General features: G+C 72.2%; 18 protein-coding genes and 3 pseudogenes. 12 read left to right on the forward strand and 9 right to left on the reverse strand.

Translation table 11 applies throughout. From position 1 onward, the window contains the following. The first annotated feature begins 51 nt into the window (after positions 1-51). Both QOM21_RS32645 and QOM21_RS32650 read left to right on the forward strand, forming a co-directional pair. Positions 52-1866, forward strand: a complete 1815-nt coding sequence (locus QOM21_RS32645) for a thiamine pyrophosphate-requiring protein (protein ID WP_407554602.1) — start codon at positions 52-54, stop codon at positions 1864-1866. Further along, entirely contained in the window at positions 1863-2942 is a 1080-nt protein-coding gene (locus tag QOM21_RS32650; protein WP_407555961.1) for an SDR family oxidoreductase, read from the forward strand. The genes QOM21_RS32645 and QOM21_RS32650 overlap by 4 nt, the downstream gene beginning before the upstream one ends. Here the strand turns inward: QOM21_RS32650 and QOM21_RS32655 are convergent. The 5 genes and pseudogenes from QOM21_RS32655 to QOM21_RS32675 form a co-directional block, all read right to left on the reverse strand. After that, positions 2872-3473 (reverse strand): annotated as a pseudogene (locus QOM21_RS32655) (flavodoxin family protein). The gene QOM21_RS32650 and the pseudogene QOM21_RS32655 overlap by 71 nt on opposite strands. A 50-nt stretch (positions 3474-3523) precedes the next feature. Further along, complete coding sequence (locus tag QOM21_RS32660) at positions 3524-4504, reverse strand: iron-containing redox enzyme family protein (RefSeq protein ID WP_407554603.1); 981 nt, start codon at positions 4502-4504, stop codon at positions 3524-3526. Positions 4505-4639: 135 nt separating this feature from the next. Continuing rightward, entirely contained in the window at positions 4640-5878 is a 1239-nt protein-coding gene (locus QOM21_RS32665; protein ID WP_407554604.1) for a glycosyltransferase, read from the reverse strand. A gap of 459 nt (positions 5879-6337) precedes the next feature. Next, positions 6338-6991, reverse strand: a complete 654-nt coding sequence (locus QOM21_RS32670; RefSeq protein ID WP_407554605.1) for a transglycosylase family protein — start codon at positions 6989-6991, stop codon at positions 6338-6340. 99 nt (positions 6992-7090) lie between these two features. After that, positions 7091-8140, reverse strand: coding sequence for a glycosyltransferase family 9 protein (locus tag QOM21_RS32675; protein WP_407554606.1), 1050 nt, complete (start codon positions 8138-8140; stop codon positions 7091-7093). A gap of 578 nt (positions 8141-8718) precedes the next feature. Here QOM21_RS32675 and QOM21_RS32680 point away from each other — a divergent pair. Together QOM21_RS32680 and QOM21_RS32685 are read left to right on the forward strand one after the other, a co-directional pair. After that, positions 8719-9156: a DUF5709 domain-containing protein gene (locus QOM21_RS32680; RefSeq protein ID WP_407554607.1), complete on the forward strand. Its 438-nt coding sequence runs from the start codon at positions 8719-8721 to the stop codon at positions 9154-9156. A gap of 223 nt (positions 9157-9379) precedes the next feature. Further along, entirely contained in the window at positions 9380-9727 is a 348-nt protein-coding gene (locus QOM21_RS32685; RefSeq protein WP_407554608.1) for an STAS domain-containing protein, read from the forward strand. A gap of 137 nt (positions 9728-9864) precedes the next feature. Here QOM21_RS32685 and QOM21_RS32690 read toward each other — a convergent pair whose 3' ends face one another. After that, on the reverse strand, positions 9865-10425 hold the full coding sequence (locus QOM21_RS32690) for a hemerythrin domain-containing protein (RefSeq protein ID WP_407554609.1): 561 nt from the start codon (positions 10423-10425) through the stop codon (positions 9865-9867). A 1307-nt stretch (positions 10426-11732) separates the two neighbouring features. Between QOM21_RS32690 and QOM21_RS32695 the strand changes: the two genes are divergently transcribed. Then, a complete protein-coding gene (locus QOM21_RS32695; RefSeq protein WP_407554610.1) occupies positions 11733-12911 on the forward strand; it encodes an FUSC family protein in 1179 nt (392 codons plus the stop codon). A gap of 93 nt (positions 12912-13004) precedes the next feature. Here QOM21_RS32695 and QOM21_RS32700 read toward each other — a convergent pair. Beyond that, positions 13005-13891: pseudogene (locus QOM21_RS32700) on the reverse strand (SDR family oxidoreductase). A 212-nt stretch (positions 13892-14103) separates the two neighbouring features. Here QOM21_RS32700 and QOM21_RS32705 point away from each other — a divergent pair. The 3 genes from QOM21_RS32705 to QOM21_RS32715 are packed head-to-tail and all read left to right on the forward strand — an operon-like array spanning position 14104 to position 16637. Further along, positions 14104-15636: an FAD-dependent oxidoreductase gene (locus QOM21_RS32705; RefSeq protein ID WP_407554611.1), complete on the forward strand. Its 1533-nt coding sequence runs from the start codon at positions 14104-14106 to the stop codon at positions 15634-15636. Positions 15637-15679: 43 nt separating this feature from the next. Further along, complete coding sequence (locus QOM21_RS32710) at positions 15680-16342, forward strand: HemK2/MTQ2 family protein methyltransferase (protein ID WP_407554612.1); 663 nt, start codon at positions 15680-15682, stop codon at positions 16340-16342. Then, positions 16323-16637, forward strand: a complete 315-nt coding sequence (locus tag QOM21_RS32715) for a CDGSH iron-sulfur domain-containing protein (protein ID WP_407554613.1) — start codon at positions 16323-16325, stop codon at positions 16635-16637. The genes QOM21_RS32710 and QOM21_RS32715 overlap by 20 nt, the downstream gene beginning before the upstream one ends. Positions 16638-16743: 106 nt before the next feature. Here QOM21_RS32715 and QOM21_RS32720 read toward each other — a convergent pair. After that, positions 16744-17645: pseudogene (locus tag QOM21_RS32720) on the reverse strand (SDR family oxidoreductase). A 270-nt stretch (positions 17646-17915) separates the two neighbouring features. Here QOM21_RS32720 and QOM21_RS32725 point away from each other — a divergent pair. Next, entirely contained in the window at positions 17916-18371 is a 456-nt protein-coding gene (locus tag QOM21_RS32725) for an SRPBCC family protein (RefSeq protein WP_407554614.1), read from the forward strand. A gap of 63 nt (positions 18372-18434) precedes the next feature. Further along, on the forward strand, positions 18435-20066 hold the full coding sequence (locus QOM21_RS32730) for a phytoene desaturase family protein (RefSeq protein WP_407554615.1): 1632 nt from the start codon (positions 18435-18437) through the stop codon (positions 20064-20066). A 130-nt stretch (positions 20067-20196) separates the two neighbouring features. Here the strand turns inward: QOM21_RS32730 and QOM21_RS32735 are convergent, their stop codons facing one another. Then, entirely contained in the window at positions 20197-20985 is a 789-nt protein-coding gene (locus QOM21_RS32735; RefSeq protein ID WP_407554616.1) for a uracil-DNA glycosylase, read from the reverse strand. Positions 20986-21217: 232 nt separating this feature from the next. Between QOM21_RS32735 and QOM21_RS32740 the strand changes: the two genes are divergently transcribed. Both QOM21_RS32740 and QOM21_RS32745 read left to right on the forward strand, forming a co-directional pair. After that, the gene (locus tag QOM21_RS32740; protein ID WP_407554617.1) at positions 21218-21643 is read left to right on the forward strand and encodes an ATP-binding protein; all 426 of its coding nucleotides are present in this window, start codon (positions 21218-21220) and stop codon (positions 21641-21643) included. An 89-nt stretch (positions 21644-21732) separates the two neighbouring features. Further along, positions 21733-22236 carry a metallophosphoesterase family protein gene (locus tag QOM21_RS32745; protein ID WP_407554618.1) on the forward strand — a complete coding sequence of 168 codons (504 nt, stop codon included), beginning with the start codon at positions 21733-21735 and terminating at the stop codon, positions 22234-22236. Positions 22237-22248: the final 12 nt, after the last annotated feature.

Consider the following 22248-nt stretch of genomic DNA (forward strand, 5'->3'; position numbering starts at 1 on the left):
CCCCGGCTCGTGGGTGCTTCGCCCGGAGCCGGTGAAACGAGAGGACAAACCGTGTCGACCAAGGTTTCCGACCACCTTCTCCAGCGACTGCGTGAATGGGACGTGGAGCATGTCTTCGGCTATGCCGGTGACGGCATCAACGGCCTGCTCGCCGCGTGGGAACGTGCCGACAACAAGCCGGTGTTCGTCCAGGCTCGGCACGAGGAGATGGCCGCTTTCGAGGCCGTGGGATACGCCAAGTTCTCCGGCAAGGTCGGTGTGTGCGCGGCGACTTCGGGGCCCGGCGCGATCCATCTGCTCAACGGTCTGTACGACGCCAAGCTCGACCATGTACCGGTGGTGGCGATAGTCGGCCAGACCAACCGCAGTGCGATGGGCGGCTCGTACCAGCAGGAGGTCGATCTGCTGAGCCTCTACAAGGACGTCGCCTCCGACTTCTGCGAGATGGCGACGGTGCCGGAGCAGTTCCCCAACGTCCTGGACCGAGCCATCCGCACGGCCTACGCCAAGCGGACCGTGACCGCCGTCATCATCCCCGCCGATGTGCAGGAACTCGACTACTCGCCGCCCACTCACGCGTTCAAGATGGTGCCCTCCAGTCTCGGGGTCGGTTCCTACGCACCGGTCCCGGCCGACGCCGAGATCGCGCGCGCCGCCGAGGTGCTCAACGAGGGCGAGAAGGTCGCCGTCCTGATCGGGCAGGGCGCCCGCGGGGCCCGCGCGGAGGTCGAGCAGCTCGCGGACGTGCTCGGCGCCGGGGTGGCCAAGGCCCTGCTGGGCAAGGACGCGCTCCCGGACGACCTGCCCTATGTGACCGGGGCTATCGGCCTGCTCGGTACCCGGCCGTCCTACGAGCTGATGCAGGGCTGCGACACCCTGCTCGTGGTGGGATCCAGTTTCCCCTACACGCAGTTCATGCCGGAACTGGACCAGGCCCGCGCCGTGCAGATCGACATCGACCCGTTCATGGTGGGCCTGCGCTATCCCTTCGAGGTCAACCTCGTCGGCGATGCGCGCGAGACGCTCGGCCGGCTGCTGCCGCAGCTCAAGCGGAAGAAGCACGGCGCGTGGCGCAAGAAGATCGAGAAGGACACCGCCCGCTGGTGGGAGGTCATGGAGCGGCGCGCCGCCGTGGAGGCCGACCCCATCAACCCGGAGTACGTCGTGCACGCCCTCGACGCTCTCCTGCCCGACGATGTGATCCTCGCCGCCGACTCCGGTTCCGCGGCCAACTGGTACGCGCGCCACCTTCGCCTGCGCGGCTCGATGCGCGGCTCGCTCTCCGGGACGCTCGCCACCATGGGGCCGGGCGTGCCGTACGTCATCGGTGCGAAGTTCGCGCACCCCGACCGGCCGGGGCTGGCGATCGTAGGCGACGGCGCGATGCAGATGAACGGTCTGGCCGAGCTCATCACCGCGGCCAAGTACTGGCACGAGTGGCAGGACCTACGGCTGATCGTCGCCGTACTCAACAACCAGGACCTCAACCAGGTCACCTGGGAGATGCGGGCGATGTCCGGAGCCCCGCAGTTCCTGCCGTCGCAGGCGCTCCCGGACGTGCCGTACGCCGACTTCGCCCGTTCCATCGGCCTCGACGGCATTCGTGTGGAGAAGCCCGGTGAGGTGGAATCGGCATGGCGGCAGGCCCTCGCGGCCGACCGGCCGTTCGTCCTCGACTTCCGTACCGACCCGGCCGTACCGCCGATCCCCCCGCACGCCGACTTCGACCAGATCGAAGCCGCCGCCGCATCCATCGTCAAGGGTGACAGCGACCGGGCGGCCGTGATCCGGCAAGGGTTCAAGGCGAAGGTGCAGGAGATGCTGCCCGGACACCGCCACAAGGGCGAGGGGCCGGGCAAGGGCTGAGGACCGGTGGAGCGCCCGGCCGGCGCCGCGCCACGGCGCGGCTCTTCGCCCGCCGCGGTGCGCGGATCGCCCTGCTCGCACGTGGCCGGGCGGGCCTCGACACGGTCGCCGCGGAGGTGGAGGACCTGGGAGGCAGGGCACTGGTACTGCCCACCGACGTCGCCGACTTCGCACAGGTCGACGCGGCGGCCGAGGAGACAGAGCGGGCCTTCGGCCAGATCGACGTCTGGATCAATGTGGCGTTCACCTCGGTGTTCGCCCCCTTCACCGAGATCCGGCCGGAGGAATTCCGGCGCGTAACGGAGGTCACCTACCTTGGCTACGTCCACGGCACCAAGGCGGCCCTGAGCCGGATGCTGCCCCGGGACGAGGGGGTGATCGTGCAGGTCGGATCCGCACTAGGATCCCGCTCCGTCCCGCTGCAGTCGGCCTACTGCGGCGCCAAGCACGCCATCAACGGTTTCACCTCCAGCGTGCGCACCGAACTGCTGCACCGTCGTAGCCGGGTGCGCCTCACCGTGGTGCAGATGCCGGCCCTCAACACCCCGCAGTTCTCCTGGGTGCTCTCCCGGCTGCCGAACGAGCCCCGGCCGGTGGCGCCGATCTACCAGCCCGAGGTCGGCGCCCGTGCGGTGCTCTACGCGGCGGATCACCCCCGTCGCAAGCAGTACTTCGTGGGGGCGAGCACCGTTGCGACGATCCTCGCCGAGAAGGTGGCGTCAGGGCTCCTCGACCGCTGTCTCGCTCGTACCGGATACGCCGCACAGCAGGGGCCCGAACGGGCGGGGGCCGGACGACGGAGCAACCTCTGGGAGCCGGTGGACGGCGAGGACGGCCTGGACCACGGTGCCCACGGCGCCTTCGACGACCGCTCGCGAGCCCATTCCCCGCAAGCCGTCCTCGCCCGCTATCCGGCCCTGCTGTCCGCCGCACTGACGGGTGCCGCGGCCGTAGGAGGCGCCATGCTGCGCAGGCGACGTGGGCGGCCGGGCCCCCGCAACGGACTCACGAGCGGGGGCTGCCGGGCGGCGGGCAGGATCTCTCCCGCAGGACCTGGACCAGATGGGTCGCGTTGACGGCAAGGGTGCGCGTGGTGGCGGCGACGCCCCCGGGCCTCCGGCAGGTCCTGGTAGTCCGTGCCGTGCTGTGCCTCGCCCACCCAGTAGGTGACGGCGTTCGGCGCGAGGGAAGAGCAGAGGTCGCTGAGCCCTTGGAAGAGATCGGCACTCACCTTGTGCGCGCCGCCCTCGTTACCGACGACGGCTACGGCGCCGACCTTCCCGGTCATCAACTGCCGCCCCTCGTCATCGGTTTCCGAGATGTCCGCGTTGAGCCGCTCCAGGACGCACCGGCACACGCTGGAGGGGTGGCCGAGCCAGATGGGGGTGGCCGGCAGGAGGATGTCGGATGCCAGGACCTTCTCGCGCAGCGCTGGTCAGGCGTCGCCGTCGCCCACATCCGGGGCGACCCCCGGGGCGGACGTCGTGATCGGCGATGCGGACGGTCTCACCCTGCACGCCCAGATCCGCGAACTCGGCCATGACCTGATCCGCCAACAGCCGGCTGCTGGAGCGGGCCGGGGAGGTCTGTCCGTGGTCGGTCGTCAGAGGCGTGGTGGGTGAAGGGCACGCGGGGGCCGGATTGGCTGCCCGGTCGGCTACAAGGGCGTACGCAGCGAAGACCGGCCCGCTCGCCAGGAGTTGAGGAGGTGTTTCTCCATGCGGTCCTCCACCCATCCGGTGGCCGCGATCCCGAAGGCCACATCGGCGGCGAGCGCCGGTTCGTCGCGCAGAAGCCCCGCAACGACCTCTCGCCGCACGACTTGCTCATGAACGGCGTCCGCCTCCACGTGCTCGGTGTAGAAGTGCACGGCCGCCGGGCCGGCACCCAGCCGCTCCATCGCCTGCGCGAGCCTGCGTGAGCCGGGCGGGGAGGTGATCTCGACCCAGGCGAAGTGGCCGACCAGCGCTCCACGGTGTTCCCGGTGCAGGCCGAACAGCGACATGAGATTGATGACGGCGAGCATCTGCGGCGCCCCCGCGTCGAGGTAGCGCCCGTAGGAACTGTCCAGTTCGAGGTCTTCCATCAGATCCGCGAAGAGCCGGGCGTGCACCCGGTCGGCGCGTCCCGCCCCGAACTCGTCGTACTCCACCGCGGCCATCCCCGCCTTGGCCGCGCCGGTCAGCCGAGGGATCACCCACAGCTGCGGGTCGGCTTCCTTGAGGTGATAAAGGGACCGCTGTGCGGCGTACTCCCGTAGATGCCAGAGTCTCCCCTCGTCCTTGAGGAAGTGGGACACGCCCGTTCCGTCGACGGGTTCGAGCTGGAGCTGGGTCAGCAGGTCGTCGACGGTGCTGGGCTCGGACACGTCCTCGCGCAGGGCGCCGAGGAAGGCTCCCTCCAGCGCCGCTCGGAAGCGCAGCAGTCCGGGGCCCCACTCCCATCCGTCGTCCACCTCGTCGAACCCCCGATAGTGGAGTTCGTAGCAGAGGGTCAGCGCCAGCTGCAGGTCGTCGCCGTAGGGGTCGCAGCCGCGCAGGGCGCCGTCGTCGGGTGGTTCGGTGCTGCCTGGGGGCGTGCGCAGTGCCGAGATCACTGCCGCTGACAGATCTCCACGTGCCGCTGGAAGATCCACCATGCCTCCTTGAGGTGTGACGCCGTGACCCGTCCTCCGGACCGGCGTGCGCGGGAGCGCGTGATGTACAGGCCTGCGGCGAGTACCCCGGGCCGGAGGGTGAAAACGCCGCGCCGCCCTCCGTCGCCGGCGCCTGCGTCAGGCGACTTCCGTGACTTCAGGCAGGGGAGAGAGCAGTCCGCGATAGACCGTTTCGGTCGCCGCCGCGACGGTGTCCCAGCCGTAGCGCGCGAGGACGCGCCGCCGTCCCGCGACGCCACAAGCGGCACGATGCTCCGGGTCGGCGAGCAGTTCGCCGATGGCGTGTGCCAGCGCGCTCGGGTCGCCGGGCGGCACCAGCAGGCCGGAGACGGTGTCGACGACCGTGTCCAACTGGCCGCCGACGGCGGTGGCCACCACCGGGGTACCGCACGCCATGGCCTCCAGCGGCACCATCCCGAACGGCTCGTAATCCCCTGGGCACAGCACCACATCGGCCGCGCGGAGCAACGCCGGTACGTCCTCGTACGGCACGCCGCCCGCGAAGTGGACCCGTTCGGTGACCCCGGCCGCCCGGCTCAGGACGCGCAGCCGCTGGACCTCGGGGTCCTTGTCGATGTCCTCGACGGGTGGCCCGCCGGCGATGACGAGTTCGGCCTCGGGCAGCCGGGCGAGTGCGGCGACCGCGATGGCGGCACCCTTGCGGGGCACGAGCCGGCCCAGCTGGAGCAGCAGCGGACGGTAGGAACTGCGGTCCGCGACCGGGCCTTCGGGGGTGAAGACGTCGGTGTCCACCCCACAGGGCACCACGCTGATCTTCCTCGGTGGCAGGCCCATCCGCTCCAGTTCCGTGACCTCGTCCCGGCAGGTGGCGATCACCTGGTCGCAACCCTCGCCGACCTCGACCTCGTGGATGATGCGGGTGCGCGGGCTGGTGTCGACGTCCTGCCGGTAGCGGCGCTTGACCGTGCCCAGCGCGTGGTACGTGTGGGCCAGCGGCAGACCCAGCTCGCGCGTCGCCTGAAGCGCGGCGAGCCCGGACATCCAGTAGTGCGAGTGGACGATGTCAGGTGGCCGGGTGCGCCATTCCTCGGTCAGGAAGGTGCCGAACGCCGGCATGTAGGGCGGGAGCGCGTCTTTGGGCACGTGGCAGGGCGGCCCGGCCGGGACGTGCCGGACAGTGACTCCCGCGCGCAGTGTCACCTGGTCCGGCGCCTCGGGCGAGTCCCGTCTGGTGTAGACGGTCACCCGGTGCCCGCGGTCGGCCAACGCGCCGGCCAGCCGCGTGACATGGACGTTCTGGCCTCCGGCGTCGACTCCGCCCAACACCGCGAGGGGGCTGGCGTGTTCGGAGACGAGCGCGACGGACAGGCGCGGAACCGCGTCAAGGGCGGTCATGTGGATACCTCCGTCGTCAGGCGTTCCCAGCCGTGGAGAAGGCGTCGCCCGACGGGCCGCACGGCACCGTCGTGTGGGAGGAACTCCTGCGGCGGGTTTCCCGCAGCCGGCAGGTGGAGTCCGTGGGGGCCGGCGCCCTTCGGCAGCACTGTGTGGTGCCGAGTTCGCGCCCGAGCGCCGTCCATGGACTTCCCAGCTTTCGTTCCCGTGCTCCGCCCCCTTGGTCAGACTCCTACGGAACGTCACCGTCGGCGAGACGGCATCGGCCGGTCGGGTGAGCGCGCACAGTGATGCCGTCGGCGGACAGACCGGCCGTCGACGGCGCAGGGGAGTGCGGGGGCCGGCTGGGGAGGGCCGTGGGAGCGTTGTTGCGGAGGTCGCCAGGCGTGCGGTGGAGGTCTGCCCTCCACGGCGCGTGTCCGTCCCCGGAGTTTGGCGGACACGCGCCGTGGAGAGGTTTCAGGGAATGCGCAGTTCGGCGCCGACCGTGAGCACGTCCGGGTCGGAGCCGATCACGCTCTCATTGGCCTTGTGCAGCTCGGGCCAGCCGCCTCGCACCCCGTAGTGCAGCGCGATGGCCGACAGCGATTCCCCGGCCTGCACGGTGTGCGTCTGCTTGATGTTGTGCGTGCGCATAGGGGGGCCGGACTCCTGCTGGGCCCCCTGCGTATCCGAAGTCGCGGTCCTCGTACTCTTCGCGCAGTTCGGCCAGGCATTCCAGCCCTGTTTCGCGCGCACGGCCTCGGCGACCTTGATCTGTTCCTTGCGGGTGGCGAGGTCGGCGCGCGGCGCGAAGGCGAGCCCGCCGAACGCCCTCCACGTCGATTGCTGGAACTGCAGCCCGCCGTAGAACCCGTTGGAAGTGTTGGCGTCCCACCTGCCGCTGCTCTCGCACTCGGCGATGCATGCCCAGCGGCTCCGTCCCTCCGCGCACCCGTACGGCTCGTACCGTACGGACGTCTGGGCCGCGCTTGCCGTGACGCCTCCGGAGGCGCTTCCGGCCGCGGCGTTCCGTGCGTCGCCGGGGGTCGCGGCCTGCGCCGTCACCGGGGAGGCGGCCGAGAGCGCGACGAGGGCGAGCAGGGACTGTCGGATTACCTGATGAGTTGTCATCGCCGCACGTTAGGCATCCGCTCCCGACGCCTCGCCGTAGCCGCGCCCGTAGCCGGGCGGCACTCCACCCGAACGGTCGCGGTCACGGGAGCACGCCGTTCACCCCACTCTCACGACCGCCGCTTCCCCTGCGGACGTGAGGTCGGGCCCGGGCAGCTGGGCCACCGCGGTGAGCACCTCGGCCGCGGTGATGCGCAGCAAGCGGTCGTCCGGCCGGTCGCCGTGGGCGTCCCCGGGGCGTGGGCGGTCGATGTGGTCCGGGTGCCACAGGACGCGGTGCCGGGGCAGGTCCGGCGGGCCCCAGATCCGGGGGGCGACCGGGCCGAAGAGCACCACGGAGGGGGTGCCCAGGGCACTGGCGAGGTGCGCGAGTCCGGTGTCGCCGACGATCATCGCGCGGGCGCCCGCGACCAGCGCCGCCAGTTCCCCGAACGGGACCTCTGTACCGCCGCCCAGCACGACCGACGGGGGAAGGTCCGCCTGTCGGGCCACCCGGTGGGCGAGTGGCCCCTCGTCCACACCGGCCGTGATGACGACGTGCCGGCCCGCGCAGTGCAGGGCACGTGCCACCGCCGCGAACCGCTCCGGCGGCCACCGTCGGGCCGCCGCGTCGGCGCCGGGATGGATGACGACCGCCCCGGGGGCGGGGGAGGGGAGCGCGGGTGCGGCGATGTACAGATCGGCCGGGTCGGCGGGGACGCCGTACCAGGAGACGAGACGGCACCAGCGGTCGCGCTCGTGCTCGTCCTCGCGCCAGACGGGGCCGGAGAGCGCCGGCATCGCGGGGTGGGCGTAGCCGAGGAGACGGCCGGGCCGCAGCGCCTGCAGGAGGTTGTGGCTCGCCGGGCCGTTGCCGTGCAGGTTCACCGCGATGTCCGGCGGCGGGCCGAGCCTGCCCAGGATCCGGGGCATCTCCCGGCCGGGCGCGGACGTCGGCAGCAGTCGGTCGACGGCTCCGGTGGCCGCCGCGGCGTCGGTGAGCCGTTCGGGTGCCGCCAGCACCAGTTCATGGCCCGGGTGGGCCGCGCGCAGGGCTCGCAAAGCCGGGACCGCCACCAGCAGATCACCCAGACCGAGCGCGCGGAGCACCAGGATCTGCGGACGAGTGTCGCCGGGCGAGGTGGGCGAGTGGGGTGGGGCCGAGGTCATGCGGGTGCCTCCTCAGGGTGGCTCTCTTCCGCGCGCCGACCGCCGCGGTCCGACACCGCGCCGGCCGACCTGTGGCCGCCACCGTGCCCGGGCGCTCCCGGGCACGGTCCGCCGGCCACGATGTGTGCCATGGGCGACCTCCTCCAATGTGAGCGCGGTGACGTTCTCCCGCGACTTCTGACCCGCCAAGTACGGTGCGCGAGCGCCGTTCTGCCTGCCCGTCGAACGGCCTGAGGGGGCAGGCTCTGCCCACGGCGGGATCTGCGGCCGGCCGCCCCGGCGCTCGCCCTGGTTCGGCGCAGCCGCTGAGACCCGCCCTGGGGCTGCGATTCTCCGGCGCTGGGAACGAAGGTGGACGGGGGCGACGCACCAGTTCACCGGGATCCGGGCGAAGTTGGGATCCCGGTGGGAAGCCCCGCAGTGAACGGGAGCCGCCCGATGATCGCCGTATGCAACTCGCCTGGAGCAAGGCCGGCGCGGCCTGGGAGGCGCCGGGCTGTCAGGGAACCCACGGTGGGTTTCTGCGCTTCCGGCTTCCCGGCGGGAAGCCGGGGAGCCTGACGAAAGGGGCGCGAACCATGTCCGACGAAGCCATGGGCGACGAGGTCTACCAGCCGGACGCGAACGACGAGCAGGACGCGTCCCAGGGGCCCGACCTGGAGAACACCCTCGACGAGCGGGATCTGGACGAGACCCTCGACGAGGGCTACTCCCCGCCGGAGAAGCCCTACGGCGTGAACGAGGGGGTCACCGCCGAGGAGCAGCGTGAGGGCGAGAGCCTGGACGAGCGCCTGGCGGAGGAACGGCCCGACATCGCGCCGGGGGACCCTGACGAGGAGTCGGTGGGCGGCGAGGTCGGCGAGGAGCGGGCCGGCCGGATGGTCGGCGCGGACGAGGGATTCCCCCGCCGCAACGACGACGTGGTCGCACGGGATGTCGGCATCGACGGCGGCGCGGCCTCGGCGGAGGAGGCGGCCGTGCACGTGGTCGAGGACGAGGAACGCCACGGAGAGTGAGCGTCCCGCCCGGGGCGGGTCACCGAAGCATGAATGGGCGAAACCGGCCGTTTTGCCGGGCAAAGGAAAGGGAAAATAGTCGAAGGCGCCCTCCGTCCTGCGGAAGTGGCTCCTGCCGCAGCGGCATGACGTTCGGGCGGGTGGCCCGCGCGGGAGCCGACAGTTCGCGCGGCTCGGCATTCAAGGGGGCGGTCCGCGGTCAGCGGGCCGGGAGGAGAGTGACATGCGCAGAAGTCGACGGAACGTGCCCCACGCGCTCACGCCTTCGGGCACGGTCGTCGTGCGCCCCCTCGTCCTGGACTGCGCCGAGGCTGCCCAGGTGCGGGAGCAGTTGCTGATCCTGCTGAACCGCGGCGCCCCGGGTCTGCTGGTGGACCTGAGCGCCTGCGCGGTGCTCTGCCCGTGCTGTGGGGCGCCCGCTCTGGTGCGCGCCTACCGGCGCGCGCGGGCCCTTGGGGCGGGCTTCGAAGTCATCGCGCCCAGCAGCGCCGTGGCGCGCCTTCCCCTGGACCTCGCCCGCAGGACGAGCGAAGAGCCCTTCCCCGCCGTCTCCGAGCCGGAGGCCGCATGATCTTCCGCGCGCTCTACCGGCGCCTGCACGCCTGGCTCATCCACGCCGGCCGCGCCTTCCCGGCAAGCGCTCGTCGCCTGCACGGTTAGCGGAGGCCGGTCGATCCGGGCCGAGGCGCCGGGCTGCGGCCGACCCCGTCACGATCGCCCGCGGCCGGTCAGCGCGTCGCGTGCCCGGTCGACCAGGCCCAGGCCGGCGGCCAGCAGCTTGTTGGCCGGGGGCATGACCGGCGCGCCGGGGTGCGGCCTGGTGGGCGCCGTCTTCTTCGCCTTGCGGACCTTATCGCCCAGCTCCCTCAGGTCCTTCGGTGAACAAGCCTGGCGCAGCAGGACGAACACGCGCTGCTCCTCGTCCCGGGTGTGCGCACGTACCTCGTCGATGAGATCGTCCACCAGCCGGTCGAACGCGGCATCCTCCACCGTCCGTCCCGCGAGGTCCTTCAGCAGGCTCTCCATGCGGATGTGGTCGGCGAGTTCCTTGTCGGCGAGGACGTCGCCGTGCGCGATGCGCTCGCGTACGGCGGGGTAGAGGTACTCCTCCTCGGCGACCGCGTGGCGCACCAGGTCGATGGTCACCTCGTCGAGCAGATCCTTGCGTGCCTTGTCGCCGGATGGCAGCGCCTGGATGCGCTGGAGCAGTGCCAGCGCCTCGCGGTGGTCACCGGAGAGCTCGGCGATGACGTCTCGGCTGTACTCCATGGACATTCCCTTTGCTCGAAGGAGCGCACGGCCATGCCTGAGAACGGCAGGTGCCACCGGCGGAACTCCGCCGCCACTGCGCCGGTACCCGGCCTCATTTTCCCTAATCGGGCATGCGGCAGCATGCCGGTGCAGACCGGTCCGAGCGGGAGGCCCGCTCGGAGACCGCCGTGGGCGCGTGTCTGCCGCGCGGGCACCCGGCTTCCGGCCAGGGGAGTCGCCATGACGGTAAAGGTCATCGAGGGGGCGGGTGTCACCGCATGCCCGGCCGGCTTCTCTGCGCCGTACGAGGGCGTGGGCTACAAACGAGGCCGACCCCGGATGCCGGCGGGTGCTGATCGCGGACGAGCCGGTGCCGGATCCCAAAACATACGGCTTCGACGCCACGGCCGATTCCCTGTCCCTGGGATCTCGGTGGCTTCGACACCGAAGCGGGCCGGAGCTGGAGTCATCGATTCGCCTCGACGGACGCGTTCAAGGCGGAACTCACCCCGCCGGCCTTCGCCTGACCCTCCATGAGGAAGGCGTCGGTGACAGGGAACGGCGGGGGAGCGCCACGGGGTCGCACGACGGCGCGACCCTGCAAAGGAATGCGAGGCGGCCTACGCGGGGCTGGTGAGCGATCTGCGCGTGGCCGCAGGGGCGTTGGACTGCGAGGCGGGCCGGTCGGGCCTGCGGCCCCGCGGCGCCGTTCAACGGCGCACGGTCCCAACGGTGGCGGGCGCCGGACGGTCTCCGGCGGGCGCTCGGGGGAGGAGCGGGTTACGAGATGTGGTGCGACCTGCGCCCCGCCGGGAGCGCGGTAGAGGTGCGGATGAACCAGGTGTGCAGCCGACGGCCCAGAGCGCGAATGATCATGCCGCGGTCACCTCCTTTGTGGTGTCACCGGGGAGTCTGCACCACGAAGGTGCGTACCGGGAAGGGCTCTCGGCTTTCCGAGGTGCGGGCCCGGAGCCGCCGGATGACGCTTTCGCCGGAGATATGGGCACCCGGCCCCGTACTCCAGCGGCTTCCAGGCAATGGCCGGGCGGCGGGACGGGCCGAGCTTGCGGAGATGCGGAGCCGTGCCCCGTATGACGAAGATTGCCGTGTACGAGGGGGCGCGCGGCCGGAGGGGTCGGCCCCCTCCGGCCGCGCACCCCCGGGACAGGCGCCTGCCCGCCCGTTCCGTGCCGCCAGGGGACCGACGGGGCTGTCCGCAGGAGTAGCCGTGGTCACCGCGGGTACTCGCCGCCACGCCATGGCGTTAAGGCGGGAGCCGCAGGTCACGGCGGCGCCCACGAGGGATCATCCGTGAGGGAGGGGCATTGCCAGGGGCAGAGCAGCTGGCCATCGCATGGCGGTGGCTGGGGTGGGAGCTGGCGGCCATCGGTCGTGGGGTGCGCAGCGCGGTGCGGGAGTCGGGGCCGGAGCGCGACACCATGGTCCAGTCGCTCAAAGCGGCGGCAGCCGCCATTCTGGCGTGGGCACTGACCGGCTGGTGGCTGCAGGCCCCGTTGGCGCTGATGGCACCGTGGACGGCGCTGGTCCTGGTCAACGCCACCGTCTACCGGTCCCTGCATTCCGGTGTGCAGCAGTTCGCGGTGATCGTGGCCGGCGCGCTGTGGGCATCCGCGGCGATGGCGATCACCGGCGGCAGCACCCTCTTGGCGATGCTCATCGCGATCCCGGTGACGGTCCTGGTGGGCACCTACCGCAGGTTCGGCACCCAGGGGATCTACGGGGCCACCACAGCCCTGTTCGTCATCACCTACGGTGCGTACTCCCTGACCGAGGTCGGCCACCGCCTTCTGGAGACCCTGATCGGCGGGGTCATCGGGGTGACCGTCAACGCGCTGGTGCTTCCGCCGGTGCATCTGCGCAATGTGCGCGACCAGTTGCAGCGGCTGTCCCGGGAGAGCGCCGATCTGCTGGATACCATGGCGGAGGGGCTGCGCGGCGAGTGGAGCGAGTCTGACGCCGCCGGCTGGCACGACCGCGCGCGCCGACTGGACCAGGTGCTGCGCGGCCTGGCCGACGCCCGGCAGTGGACGCATGAGAGTTCCCGGTTCAACCCCGGCTCGCGGCTGCGGCGTTCCGTTCCGCCGCCGCCCCTGGAGGCCGACGCCGTGTGGGAGCGCACGGTCGGCCATCTCACCGCCATCACCCGGGTACTGGGCGGGACGGCGGGAGAGAAGGCCCGCCTGACCGCTCCGGGCACCGAGTTCCTCACCCGCTACGCCGACCTCGCCGCCCAGTCGGCGAGGCTCTGCGAGGCGGACCGCGACCTGATGCAGCAACCCCGGTCCACCAAGGAGGAGCGGGACCGGCAGAACAGGGCATGGAAGGAAGCCTGGGCCGTCTACGACGCCCTCGCCGCCGACTTCCGCAGGCAGACCGGTCCGGCCGCGGAGGTCAGCGGGGGGCTGCTGGTGGAGACCAAGCTGATGCTGTCGGGCCTCACGCCACAGGAGATGTACGAGGGCGACACCACCTCGACCGCCTGAGGCCGAGCTGCCTTGAGGCGGGACCGCGGCGCCTGCGGCCGACATATGTGCCGGTCGCAGGCATGGACGCCCACGGCTCCTGGATCGCAGCCGCTACGGCAGCGGCGTGCCGCCCGTCGCGTTCACGACCTCCGCCGTGATGTAGCTCGCCTGAGGAGAGGCGAGGAAGACGTACGCGGGGGCCATTTCCGCGGGCTGCGCCGGGCGGCCGAGCGGCGCCTGCTTCCCGAACTCGACGGTGTCGGGCAGCGTCGCAGGGATCAGCGGCGTCCAGACGGGGCCCGGCGCGACGGCGTTGACGCGAATGCCGTCCGAGGCGAGCATCTCCGCGAGCCCCTGCGTGAAGGTGACGATGGCGCCCTTCGTCATGGCGTAGTCGAGCAGGTGTGGGCTGGGCTTGTAGGTCTGCACGGACGCGGAGTTGATGATGCAGCTGCCCTTGGGCATGTGGGACAGCGCCATCTTCGACAGCTAGAACATGCCGTACAGGTTCGTCCGCACCACCCGGTCGAACTGCTCGGTCGTGATGGCGCCGATGCCGTCCGGCTGGGACATCTGGTAGGCGGCGTTGTTCACCAGGATGTCGATCTGCCCGAGTTCGGCGACTGCCCGCTCCACCAGCGAACGGCACTGCTCCTCCTCACGGATGTCGCAGGCAACCGCGACGGCCTTGCGTCCGGCCTCCTCGACCAGCCGCGCAGTCTCCCGTGCCTCGTCCTCCTCCTCTGCCAGGTAGGTGAAAACCACATCGGCGCCCTCGCGCGCGTAGGTGAGCGCAACCGCCCGTCCGATGCCGGAATCGCCGCCGGTCAGCAGTGCCTTGAGGTCGGCCAGTAGCCCATGCCGCGGTAGCTCTGCTCGCCGCGGTCGGGCGGCGGATCCATCGGCCCGGTCCAACCCGGGTGCGGCTGGTCCTGCTGCGGGAATTCCGGCTGCGGGTGCTTGGTCACCGGGTCCTGCGGACCGTGGTTCGCTGCCATGGGGACCTCCTGTCGCGTCTGCTCGGAGGGGCTTCTGGTGCCATTTCGCCGCCAAATGAATCACCGGCGTCCGGGCCCGCCGGCGGTCGACGCGAGGAGGGCCCCGAACCTACGCAGGACAGAGCACACCGCGGCCAGCAGGGCTACGCCCTCCCGGGGGAGTCCCGCGGCTTTCGCGCTTCGTCGGGGATCATGCGGGCACCCGTCACACCATGTCCCAATCTTCCGCGGCCACCGGCCGAGACGAGTCGTACTGGATGGCCACGACGGGCAGCACGTCCTACGCCCCGCTCACCGAGGACGCCGAGGCCGACGTGACCGTCATCGGCGGCGGCGTGGCGGGCCTGAGCTGTGCGTGGGAGCTGACCCGGGCGGGCCGCCGCGTCGTGCTCCTGGAAGCGGACCGGATCGCCGCCGGCGTCACCGGATACACCACCGCCAAGCTCTCGTCGCTGCACACCCTCGTCTACGAGCAGCTGCGCCGGACCCGGGGAGCCGACGGTGCCCGTGCTTATGCCCGGTCCCAGCAGGGCGCCGTCGAACGGGTCGCCGAGATCGCGGAACTGTTGGACGTCGACTGCGAGCTGGAACGCTTCCCCGCGTACACCTTCGCCCGCGACCCGTCCGGGACGGACGCGCTGCGGGCGGAGGCCGAAGCCGCCGGGGAAGCGGGCCTGACCGCGTCGTTCGTCACCGAGACCGGGCTGCCCTTCCCGGTGGCCGGGGCCGTGCGCGTCGAGGACCAGGCGCAGTTCCACCCGCGGAAGTATCTGCTCGCGCTGGCGGAGGACATCCGGGCGCGCGGCGGCGCCGTTCATGAGCGCACCCGCGCCACCGGACTGAGCGAGGGCACACCCTGCCGGGTCGAGACCGAGTCGGGAGCGGTCGTCACCTCGCAGGACGTCATCGTGGCCACGCACTACCCGGTCTTCGACCGCGCCCTGCTCTTCACCCGGCTCTCGCCGCACCGCGAACTCGTGGTGGCCGCGCCGATCGCGGCCGACCGCGATCCGGGCGGCATGTACATCACCAAGGAGGAGGGCAAGCGGTCGGTGCGCACGGCCCCGTACGGCGACGGGCAGCGGCTGCTGATCGTCACGGGGGAGACCTTCAAGCCGGGGACGGGCGACGCACGCGAGGGCTTCGCCCGTCTGACCTCCTGGACCCGGCTGCACTTCCCCGGCACCGAAGTGGCTTATCGCTGGGCGGCGCAGGACAACGATGCCACCGACACCGTCCCGCTGGTCGGCCACTTCCACCCCGGTGCCCGGCACACCTACGTCGCCACCGGATTCGGCGGCTGGGGCATGAGCGGGGGAGTCATGGCCGGGCGGCTGCTGACCGGGCTGATCACCGGGAACGAACCGCCATGGGCCGGGCTGTACGACCCCCGCAGGCTGTGGAGCGCCGTCCGTGAGGCGCCTGCGTTCCTCAAGCACCAGGCCGACGTCGCCCAGCACTTCGTCGGCGACCGGATGCGTTCCTCCCACGCCGACTCGGTCGCGGAGATCGCGCCGGGAAGTGGCGCGGTGGTGCGGGTACATGGCCGCCGGTGCGCTGTCTACCGTGATGAGGCGGGCACGACACACGCCGTGTCGGCACGCTGTACTCACCTCGGCTGCCTGGTCGCCTTCAACTCCGCGGAGCGGGCCTGGGAGTGCCCCTGCCACGGCTCCCGGTTCGCGCCCGACGGCTCGGTGCTCCAAGGCCCGGCCAACACTCCTCTGGAAGCAAGGGATATCTGACATCGAAAGTGCGGCGCACGTGCGAAGAAGCTATCCAGGGACTGTGTTCCTCATCCGGCCCCCTGGCGTCTACGCACCCCAGTGGGACACCGACGCGCTGGTGGCCGCACTGGCGCGGGAAGCGCTGCCGGCGGACGCCGCGGTGCTCGACGTGGGCACGGGGAGCGGCGCGCTGGCCGTCGCCGCCGCGCGGGCCGGGGCAGCGCGGATCGTGGCTGTCGACGTATCGGCCGCGGCGGTTCTCACCACCAGGCTCAACGCCTGGTTCGCGGGGTACGGCCGCCGGATCCGCGTCCACCGGGGTGAACTGCTGCGGCCGGTGGCCGGGCAGCAATTCGACCTGATCATGGCGAACCCGCCCTATGTTCCTTCGCCCGCTCCCAAGCTACCGAGGGGCGGTGGGGCGCGTGCCTGGGAGGCCGGGCCGGACGGCAGGGCGGTGCTGGACCGGCTGTGCGCACAGGCACCTTCGATGCTGCGGCCCGGCGGCGTGCTGCTGCTGGTCCATTCCAGCCTTTGCGGCACCGGGCCGACGGTGGAGCGGCTGGAGCGCACGGGGCTCGGTGTGACCGTCACGGACCGGCGGATGGTCCCCTTCGGGCGGGTGCTGCGCAGCCGAGCCCCCTGGTTGGAGGCTCAAGGGCTGATATCCCCGGGCCAGGACAAGGAAGAGCTGGTGGTCATCCGTGCGCGGCGACCGGAGTGACACCCACGACCCGGACGCCGACGAGGCGGCCCCGAGCCGGTCATCGGGCCGGGACGTCCGGCGCGTCACACAGGAGCCGGACGGGCCGATGCTGATCGAGGGGCCCGTCGAGGTATCGCTGGCGGACGGGACCGTGGCGCGTTCCGACCGTCCGACCGTGGCCCTGTGTGCATGCCGCCGCAGCAAGATCTATCCCTGGTGCGACACCAGCCACCGGCGTCGGACGAAGGCCACCGACGGTGCCGTGGACGAGGATCCGGGGCGGGACGGTGGGGCCGAGAGGGACGGTGAGTGAGGAGCTGACCGCGGGGCAGCGGGCTCGCGGAGAACGTCAGGTCCTTCCCCTCGCTTCACTCATTTGGCGTAAGGCTCCGGGTGTTCGCGCGCGTCCCGGGACCTGCTCAGCCGAGAGAGCCGCCAGGCGCCTCCTGGCCCGGCGGACGTTCCGCTGCCCTGCCGCCCGCTCCGAGCAGCCCGGTGGCCGCGATGTCGGAGCGCCCGGTGAGGCGTGCGAACACATGCCTGGAACGGCGCGCGACGATCCCCGGCAGGCCGGCCCGGACCGCCTGCGCGCCCCGCAGCCAGGGCTGGGCGTAAACGGCTGGGGCGCGTCGCTCGATGCCGTGGACCAGGCGGGCGGCCACCGGGTCCACGCGATACGTCTTCGAGGCGGGCCAGGGCAGCCCGGCGCGCAGCACCCGCATGGCCGCGTGGCCCTCGGCGGCTCTGATCATCTCCGTGTCGGCCCAGCTCAGATAGGCGACACCCACTCCCACACCGAGGTGCGCCACCTCAGCGCGCAGGGCGTGCGCGAACGCCTCAGCTCCCGCCTTGGAGGCGCAGTACGCCGACATCATCGGTGCGGCGGCGATGCCCGCCAGAGTGGAGACCTGCAGGTAGTAGCCGCGCGTACGCATCAGACAGGGGAGGAAGGCATGTGCGGTGACCGCGCTGCCGACAAGGTTGACCTCCACGACGCGGCGCCACGTCGCGGGGTCGGTGCCCAGGAACGGTCCGCCCGCCGCCACCCCCGCGTTGGCGATCACCACGGACGGCGGCCCGAGGCGTTCCGTCACCTCGGTGGCGGTCCGGGCCATCGCGGACTCATCGGTGACGTCGACCGGCCAATGCGCGCCTCCGCCGGGCAGCGAGGCCGCCACCCGGGCGAGTTCACGCTCCTCAGCCCGAGGAGGGCCACCGTGGCGCCCCGTCGTACGAGGGCGTGCGCCATGGCCTCACCCAGCCCCCGCGCGGCGCCGGTGACGACCGCGATGCGCCCGAGCAGGGGCAGCTCTTCCGCCATGGCCACGTCTCCACGTTTCTTCGCCGCCAGGTCCGCCGCGGGATGCCGGAAGGGCTGGTGGCGCCGGCAAGAGGGGGCTTCCAACGTAAGGCCGAAGCGACGGGAGTTCCTCCGCACGGCTCACTGTGCGCGGCCCTGGACGGCGGCCCGCGTAGGTCGAAGGCGCGTGTGCCGCCGGAAGTCTTCGGACGGCCGAGTGCGACGAGCCGTCCTAGGCTGACTTTCGACCGCTGACGACCAGCTCCATCGAGATGTCGGAGGGCGAAGCGCATGGCTGTGAGGCATCAGCTGATCAAGAGGGCTCCGGAAGCGGTCTGGGCGATCCTGGCCGATGGCTCGCGCTACGCGGACTGGGTCGTCGGCACGGACGAGTCGTGGCCCGACGAGGGACTCTGGCCCGCGGTCGGCTCCACCATCGGATACACCATCCGCGTCGGTCCTTGGCCGCTGAACGGCCACACCGTCGTCCGCCGCTGCGACCCGCCCCGGGAGCTGGAGCTGGAGGTCGACAGCGGGCCGCTGGGCACCGCCCGGATCGCCATCGATGTCCGCCCGTGGGGTGAGCACAGCCTCGTCATCGTCGACGAGCACCCCCTGACCGGGCCCGCCGGATTCCTGCACAACGCGGCCCTGGACGTCCTCCTTCAGCTCCGCCACCGCAGCATGCTGAGCCGGCTCGCCACGGTGGTCGAGAACTATCCACGGGACCTCAGCGACATGCACTGAGCCGGCCCGGCCGGTCGGGCGACGGCACGCGCCGCTCGCAGCCACGGTGAACAGGAGACAGCCATGCCCGACGCGGTGGTGATCGGCGCCGGCCCCAACGGCCTGGTCGCCGCGAACCTGCTGGCGGACGACGGGTGGACGGTCGAAGTTCTGGAGGCCCAGCCGGATCCGGGCGGTGCGGTCCGCAGCGACCGCGGCGTTCACCCCGACTACGTCAACGACCTGTGCAGCTCGTTCTATCCGCTGGCGGCGGCCTCACCGGTGCTGAGGGCGCTCCGCCTCGAAGAGGAAGGGCTCCGCTGGAGCCACGCTCCCCGGGTCCTCGCGCACCCCTTGCGGGACGGCCGGTGCGCGCTGCTGGAGCGGCATGTGCAGGACACCGCACGGGCCCTGGACGCCTTCGCCGCCGGCGACGGTGCGGCCTGGCGCGATCTGTGCGACGTCTGGGACCGCGTCGGTGACGACCTCATCGGCGCGCTCTTCACCCCCTTCCCGCCGGTGCGCGCCGGGGCGCGGCTGCTGGCCCGGCTGCGCGGGGCGGGCGGACTGCGCCTGGCACGGACGATGTTGCTGCCGGTACGGCGCCTGGGCGAGGAGGAGTTCCGCGGCGAGGCAGGCCGTCTTCTGCTCGCCGGCAACGCACTGCACGCAGACCTCGCCCCGGAGGCCGCGGGCAGCGGCGGATTCGGCTGGCTGATGTCGATGCTCGGCCAGTCCGTCGGCTTCCCCGTCCCCGTCGGCGGCGCCGGAGCCCTCACCGACGCCTTGGTACGCCGGCTGGAGCGGCGGGGCGGCGCGGTGCGGTGCGACGAGCGCGTCGTCGAGGTCGTGGTGCGCGGCGGCCGCGCGGTGGCGGTGCGCACGGCCGGCGGCGAGACGGTCCCGGCGCGGAGGGCCGTCCTGGCGGACGTCTCCGTACCGGTCCTGTACGGCGAACTGGTCGACGCCCGGCACGTTCCCGGCCGGGCGCTCGCCGATCTGCGCCGTTTCCAGTGGGACTTCGCGACCTTCAAGGTCGACTGGGCCCTGGACGGCAAGGTGCCCTGGACAGCCGACGCCGCGGCCACCGCGGGCACCGTGCACCTGGCCGACGGGGTCGACGCCCTGACCCGGTTCGCCTCCCAGCTGTACATGGGGCAGGTGCCCGACCGGCCCTTCGCCCTGTTCGGGCAGATGACCACCGCCGACGCCACCCGCTCCCCGGCCGGCACGGAATCCGCCTGGGCCTACACCCACGTGCCGCACCGCGTCCGCGGCGACGCGGGCGACGACGGGCTCACGGGGGAGTGGGACGAGCACGAGCGGGAAGCCATGGCCGATCGCCTGGAGGACCAGGTGGAGCGCTACGCACCCGGATTCCGCTCCCGGATCCGTGCCCGCCGGATCCTCGCGCCGCCCACCCTGGAAGCCATGAACGCCAACCTGCACGGCGGAGCGATCAACGGCGGCACCACCTCGGTCCACCAGCAGCTCGTCTTCCGCCCGATCCCCGGAACCGGGCGCCCGGAGACCCCCGTCAAGGGGCTCTACCTGGCCTCGGCCGGCGCCCATCCGGGCGGCGGGGTGCACGGCGCGCCCGGCGCCAACGCCGCCCACGCGGCGCTGCGCACCTGGTCGGCGAGCGGGCTGCTCAGCCGCGCCCAGCGCGCACTCACCCGCCGTGACCGCGGGGGCGTACGAACGGGCGGGTGGTGATCGGTCGCGGCGCACGTCCGCGCGGCGCTTTGCGTCTTCGCGTCTGCGCTTCTTCGCCGTCCGCGCTGAGCCAGGAACGGGCGCCGGTACAGCTGTCGTCAGGCCCCGGCTCCCGCTGTCGCACTCCGCGTCATTCGCCCGGTGTCAGGCCCGCCAGTTCGGCGGCGTGCGTGAGCAACTCGACGAGCATGGCGGAGGTGAGCCGCCCGGTGAAGGTGTTGCGTTGGCTCGGGTGGTAACTCCCCAGGACCCGCAGTTCGTCGTGTCCGTCGGCGGCGGGCAGTATCAGCTCAGCGCCGTGGCCGAACGCCGGCCGAGGCCGGGGGATCGTCCGGCCCGCCTCGGCGAGGACGGGCAGCAGTGCCTGCCAGCCGAAGGCGCCCAGGGCCACGATCACGCGCAGATGCGGGCGCAGCAGCGCGAGTTCGGCCGCCAGCCAGGGGCGGCAGGTGTTCCGCTCCGAGGGGGTCGGCTTGTTCTCCGGCGGCGCGCAGTGCACCGGGGCGGTGACCCGCACCCCGTACAGCTCCAGGCCGTCGCCCCGGTGCGTGGCGGTGGGCTGGGAGGCGAGACCGACCTCGTGCAGCGCCGCGAACAGGAAGTCGCCGGAGGCGTCCCCGGTGAACATGCGGCCGGTGCGGTTGCCGCCGTGCGCGGCGGGCGCGAGGCCGACGACGGCCAGCGAAGCGTCCGGCGGCCCGAAACCGGGCACCGGCTTCGCCCAGTAGTCCCAGTCGCGGAACGCCGCGCGCCGGGTCGCGGCGACCTCCTCCCGCCAGTCCACCAGCCGTGGGCAGGCCCGGCACCTGGCGACCTGCGTGTCGAGCTCGGCCAGTCCACCGCAGCGCGCCGCATGGTGGGCCGGAAAGCCGGCATCGCTGCTGGGCGGCGGTGGACCTGCCGCTGCGACCTCGTCCATTCCTCCACGCTAAGCGGTGTCCGGGCACCGAGTGCTCCGGTGCGGGCATGGGATGCGGTGACCGAGCCGGCCCGAGGTTCAAGGAGGCGGGTGGGTACCGGACGAACCCGCGTCCTTGAGCAGTCCCCGCGCGGAGCAGGGCCGCTCGGCCCCCTGGGTTCGGGACGGAAGTCCCGGGTGGGCCGCCGTCTCGCGGGCACATCGAGGGTGAGTCCAGGAAAGGTCCGCTCTGATGCCCATGCCCATGCCCGTCTCCGATGCGCAAGTACGCCCCTTCGCGATGCGGCTCCCCCAGGACGAGAGCGCTCCGGCGCTGGCCAGGGAGGCGCTTGCGGAGGTCCTCGATCCCCGGTCGCCCCTGTTCGACGCGGGACGCCTGTGCCTCACCGAGGTCGTCACCAACGCCCTCCGCCACACCGACACCAGGGGGCTCAGGCTGATGCTCATCGCCGACACCTCCGGCCTCTTCGCCGCGGTGGGTGATTCCTCGGCCGCCCTGCCCATGAGCAGGCACACCGGGGACGACCCGCTGCCGGACGAAGGCCGGGGAACCGAGGTCCTGGGCGCCCTCGCGGACTCCTGGGGCTACGACCGCACGCGCTCGGGAAAGTGGGTGTGGTTCCGGCTGCACGGCCGCTCCGGCGACCCGGAATCGTGATCGTCCCGACGCGCGGGTCCCTTCGCGTCCTCGCCATGCCGCGACCTTGATCCGCTCCCCCCCCGGACCACCCCACGTACTGTCGCCTCGTGCGACTGTTCCTCATCTCCGACACCCATCTGCCCAAGCGCGCCAAAGCGCTGCCGCCGGCGCTCCTCGACGAGGTGCCGCGCGCCGATGTCGTCGTGCACGCGGGGGACTGGGTGGACACCGCCACGCTGGACCTGCTTGAGGACCGCTCCCGGCGGCTGATCGGGGTGTACGGCAACAACGACGGGCCCGAACTCCGGGCGCGGCTGCCCGAGGTGGCGTACGCGGAACTGGACGGCGTACGGCTCGGCGTGGTGCACGAGACCGGCCCGGCACAGGGGCGCGAACGCCGCTGCGCGGACCGGTTCCCCGACCTGGACGTGCTGGTCTTCGGCCACAGCCACATCCCGTGGGACACCACCGCCGACGACCGGCTGCGCCTGCTGAATCCCGGTTCACCGACCGACCGCAGACGACAGCCGTACTGCACCTATATGACCGCGCGCGTGACGAAGGGCCGGCTCACCGAGGTGGAGCTGCACCGGTTGCCCCGCCGGCGGTGACCGCGCGGGGCA

This window comes from Streptomyces sp. Pv4-95, assembly GCF_045782725.1.
Taxonomy (GTDB): Bacteria; Actinomycetota; Actinomycetes; order Streptomycetales; family Streptomycetaceae; genus Streptomyces.

What these genes read in the sequence shown, in the direction of transcription:
- QOM21_RS32735 (WP_407554616.1), bottom strand. Translation starts at nt 20,985, where the DNA reads ATGGACGAGGTCGCAGCGGCAGGTCCACCGCCGCCCAGCAGCGATGCC.
- QOM21_RS32665 (WP_407554604.1), bottom strand. Translation starts at nt 5,878, where the DNA reads ATGACCGCCCTTGACGCGGTTCCGCGCCTGTCCGTCGCGCTCGTCTCC.
- QOM21_RS32705 (WP_407554611.1), top strand. Translation starts at nt 14,104, where the DNA reads ATGTCCCAATCTTCCGCGGCCACCGGCCGAGACGAGTCGTACTGGATG.
- QOM21_RS32740 (WP_407554617.1), top strand. Translation starts at nt 21,218, where the DNA reads ATGCCCATGCCCATGCCCGTCTCCGATGCGCAAGTACGCCCCTTCGCG.
- QOM21_RS32675 (WP_407554606.1), bottom strand. Translation starts at nt 8,140, where the DNA reads ATGACCTCGGCCCCACCCCACTCGCCCACCTCGCCCGGCGACACTCGT.
- QOM21_RS32690 (WP_407554609.1), bottom strand. Translation starts at nt 10,425, where the DNA reads ATGGAGTACAGCCGAGACGTCATCGCCGAGCTCTCCGGTGACCACCGC.
- QOM21_RS32670 (WP_407554605.1), bottom strand. Translation starts at nt 6,991, where the DNA reads ATGACAACTCATCAGGTAATCCGACAGTCCCTGCTCGCCCTCGTCGCG.
- QOM21_RS32725 (WP_407554614.1), top strand. Translation starts at nt 17,916, where the DNA reads ATGGCTGTGAGGCATCAGCTGATCAAGAGGGCTCCGGAAGCGGTCTGG.
- QOM21_RS32685 (WP_407554608.1), top strand. Translation starts at nt 9,380, where the DNA reads ATGCGCAGAAGTCGACGGAACGTGCCCCACGCGCTCACGCCTTCGGGC.
- QOM21_RS32680 (WP_407554607.1), top strand. Translation starts at nt 8,719, where the DNA reads ATGTCCGACGAAGCCATGGGCGACGAGGTCTACCAGCCGGACGCGAAC.
- QOM21_RS32730 (WP_407554615.1), top strand. Translation starts at nt 18,435, where the DNA reads ATGCCCGACGCGGTGGTGATCGGCGCCGGCCCCAACGGCCTGGTCGCC.
- QOM21_RS32660 (WP_407554603.1), bottom strand. Translation starts at nt 4,504, where the DNA reads ATGGTGGATCTTCCAGCGGCACGTGGAGATCTGTCAGCGGCAGTGATC.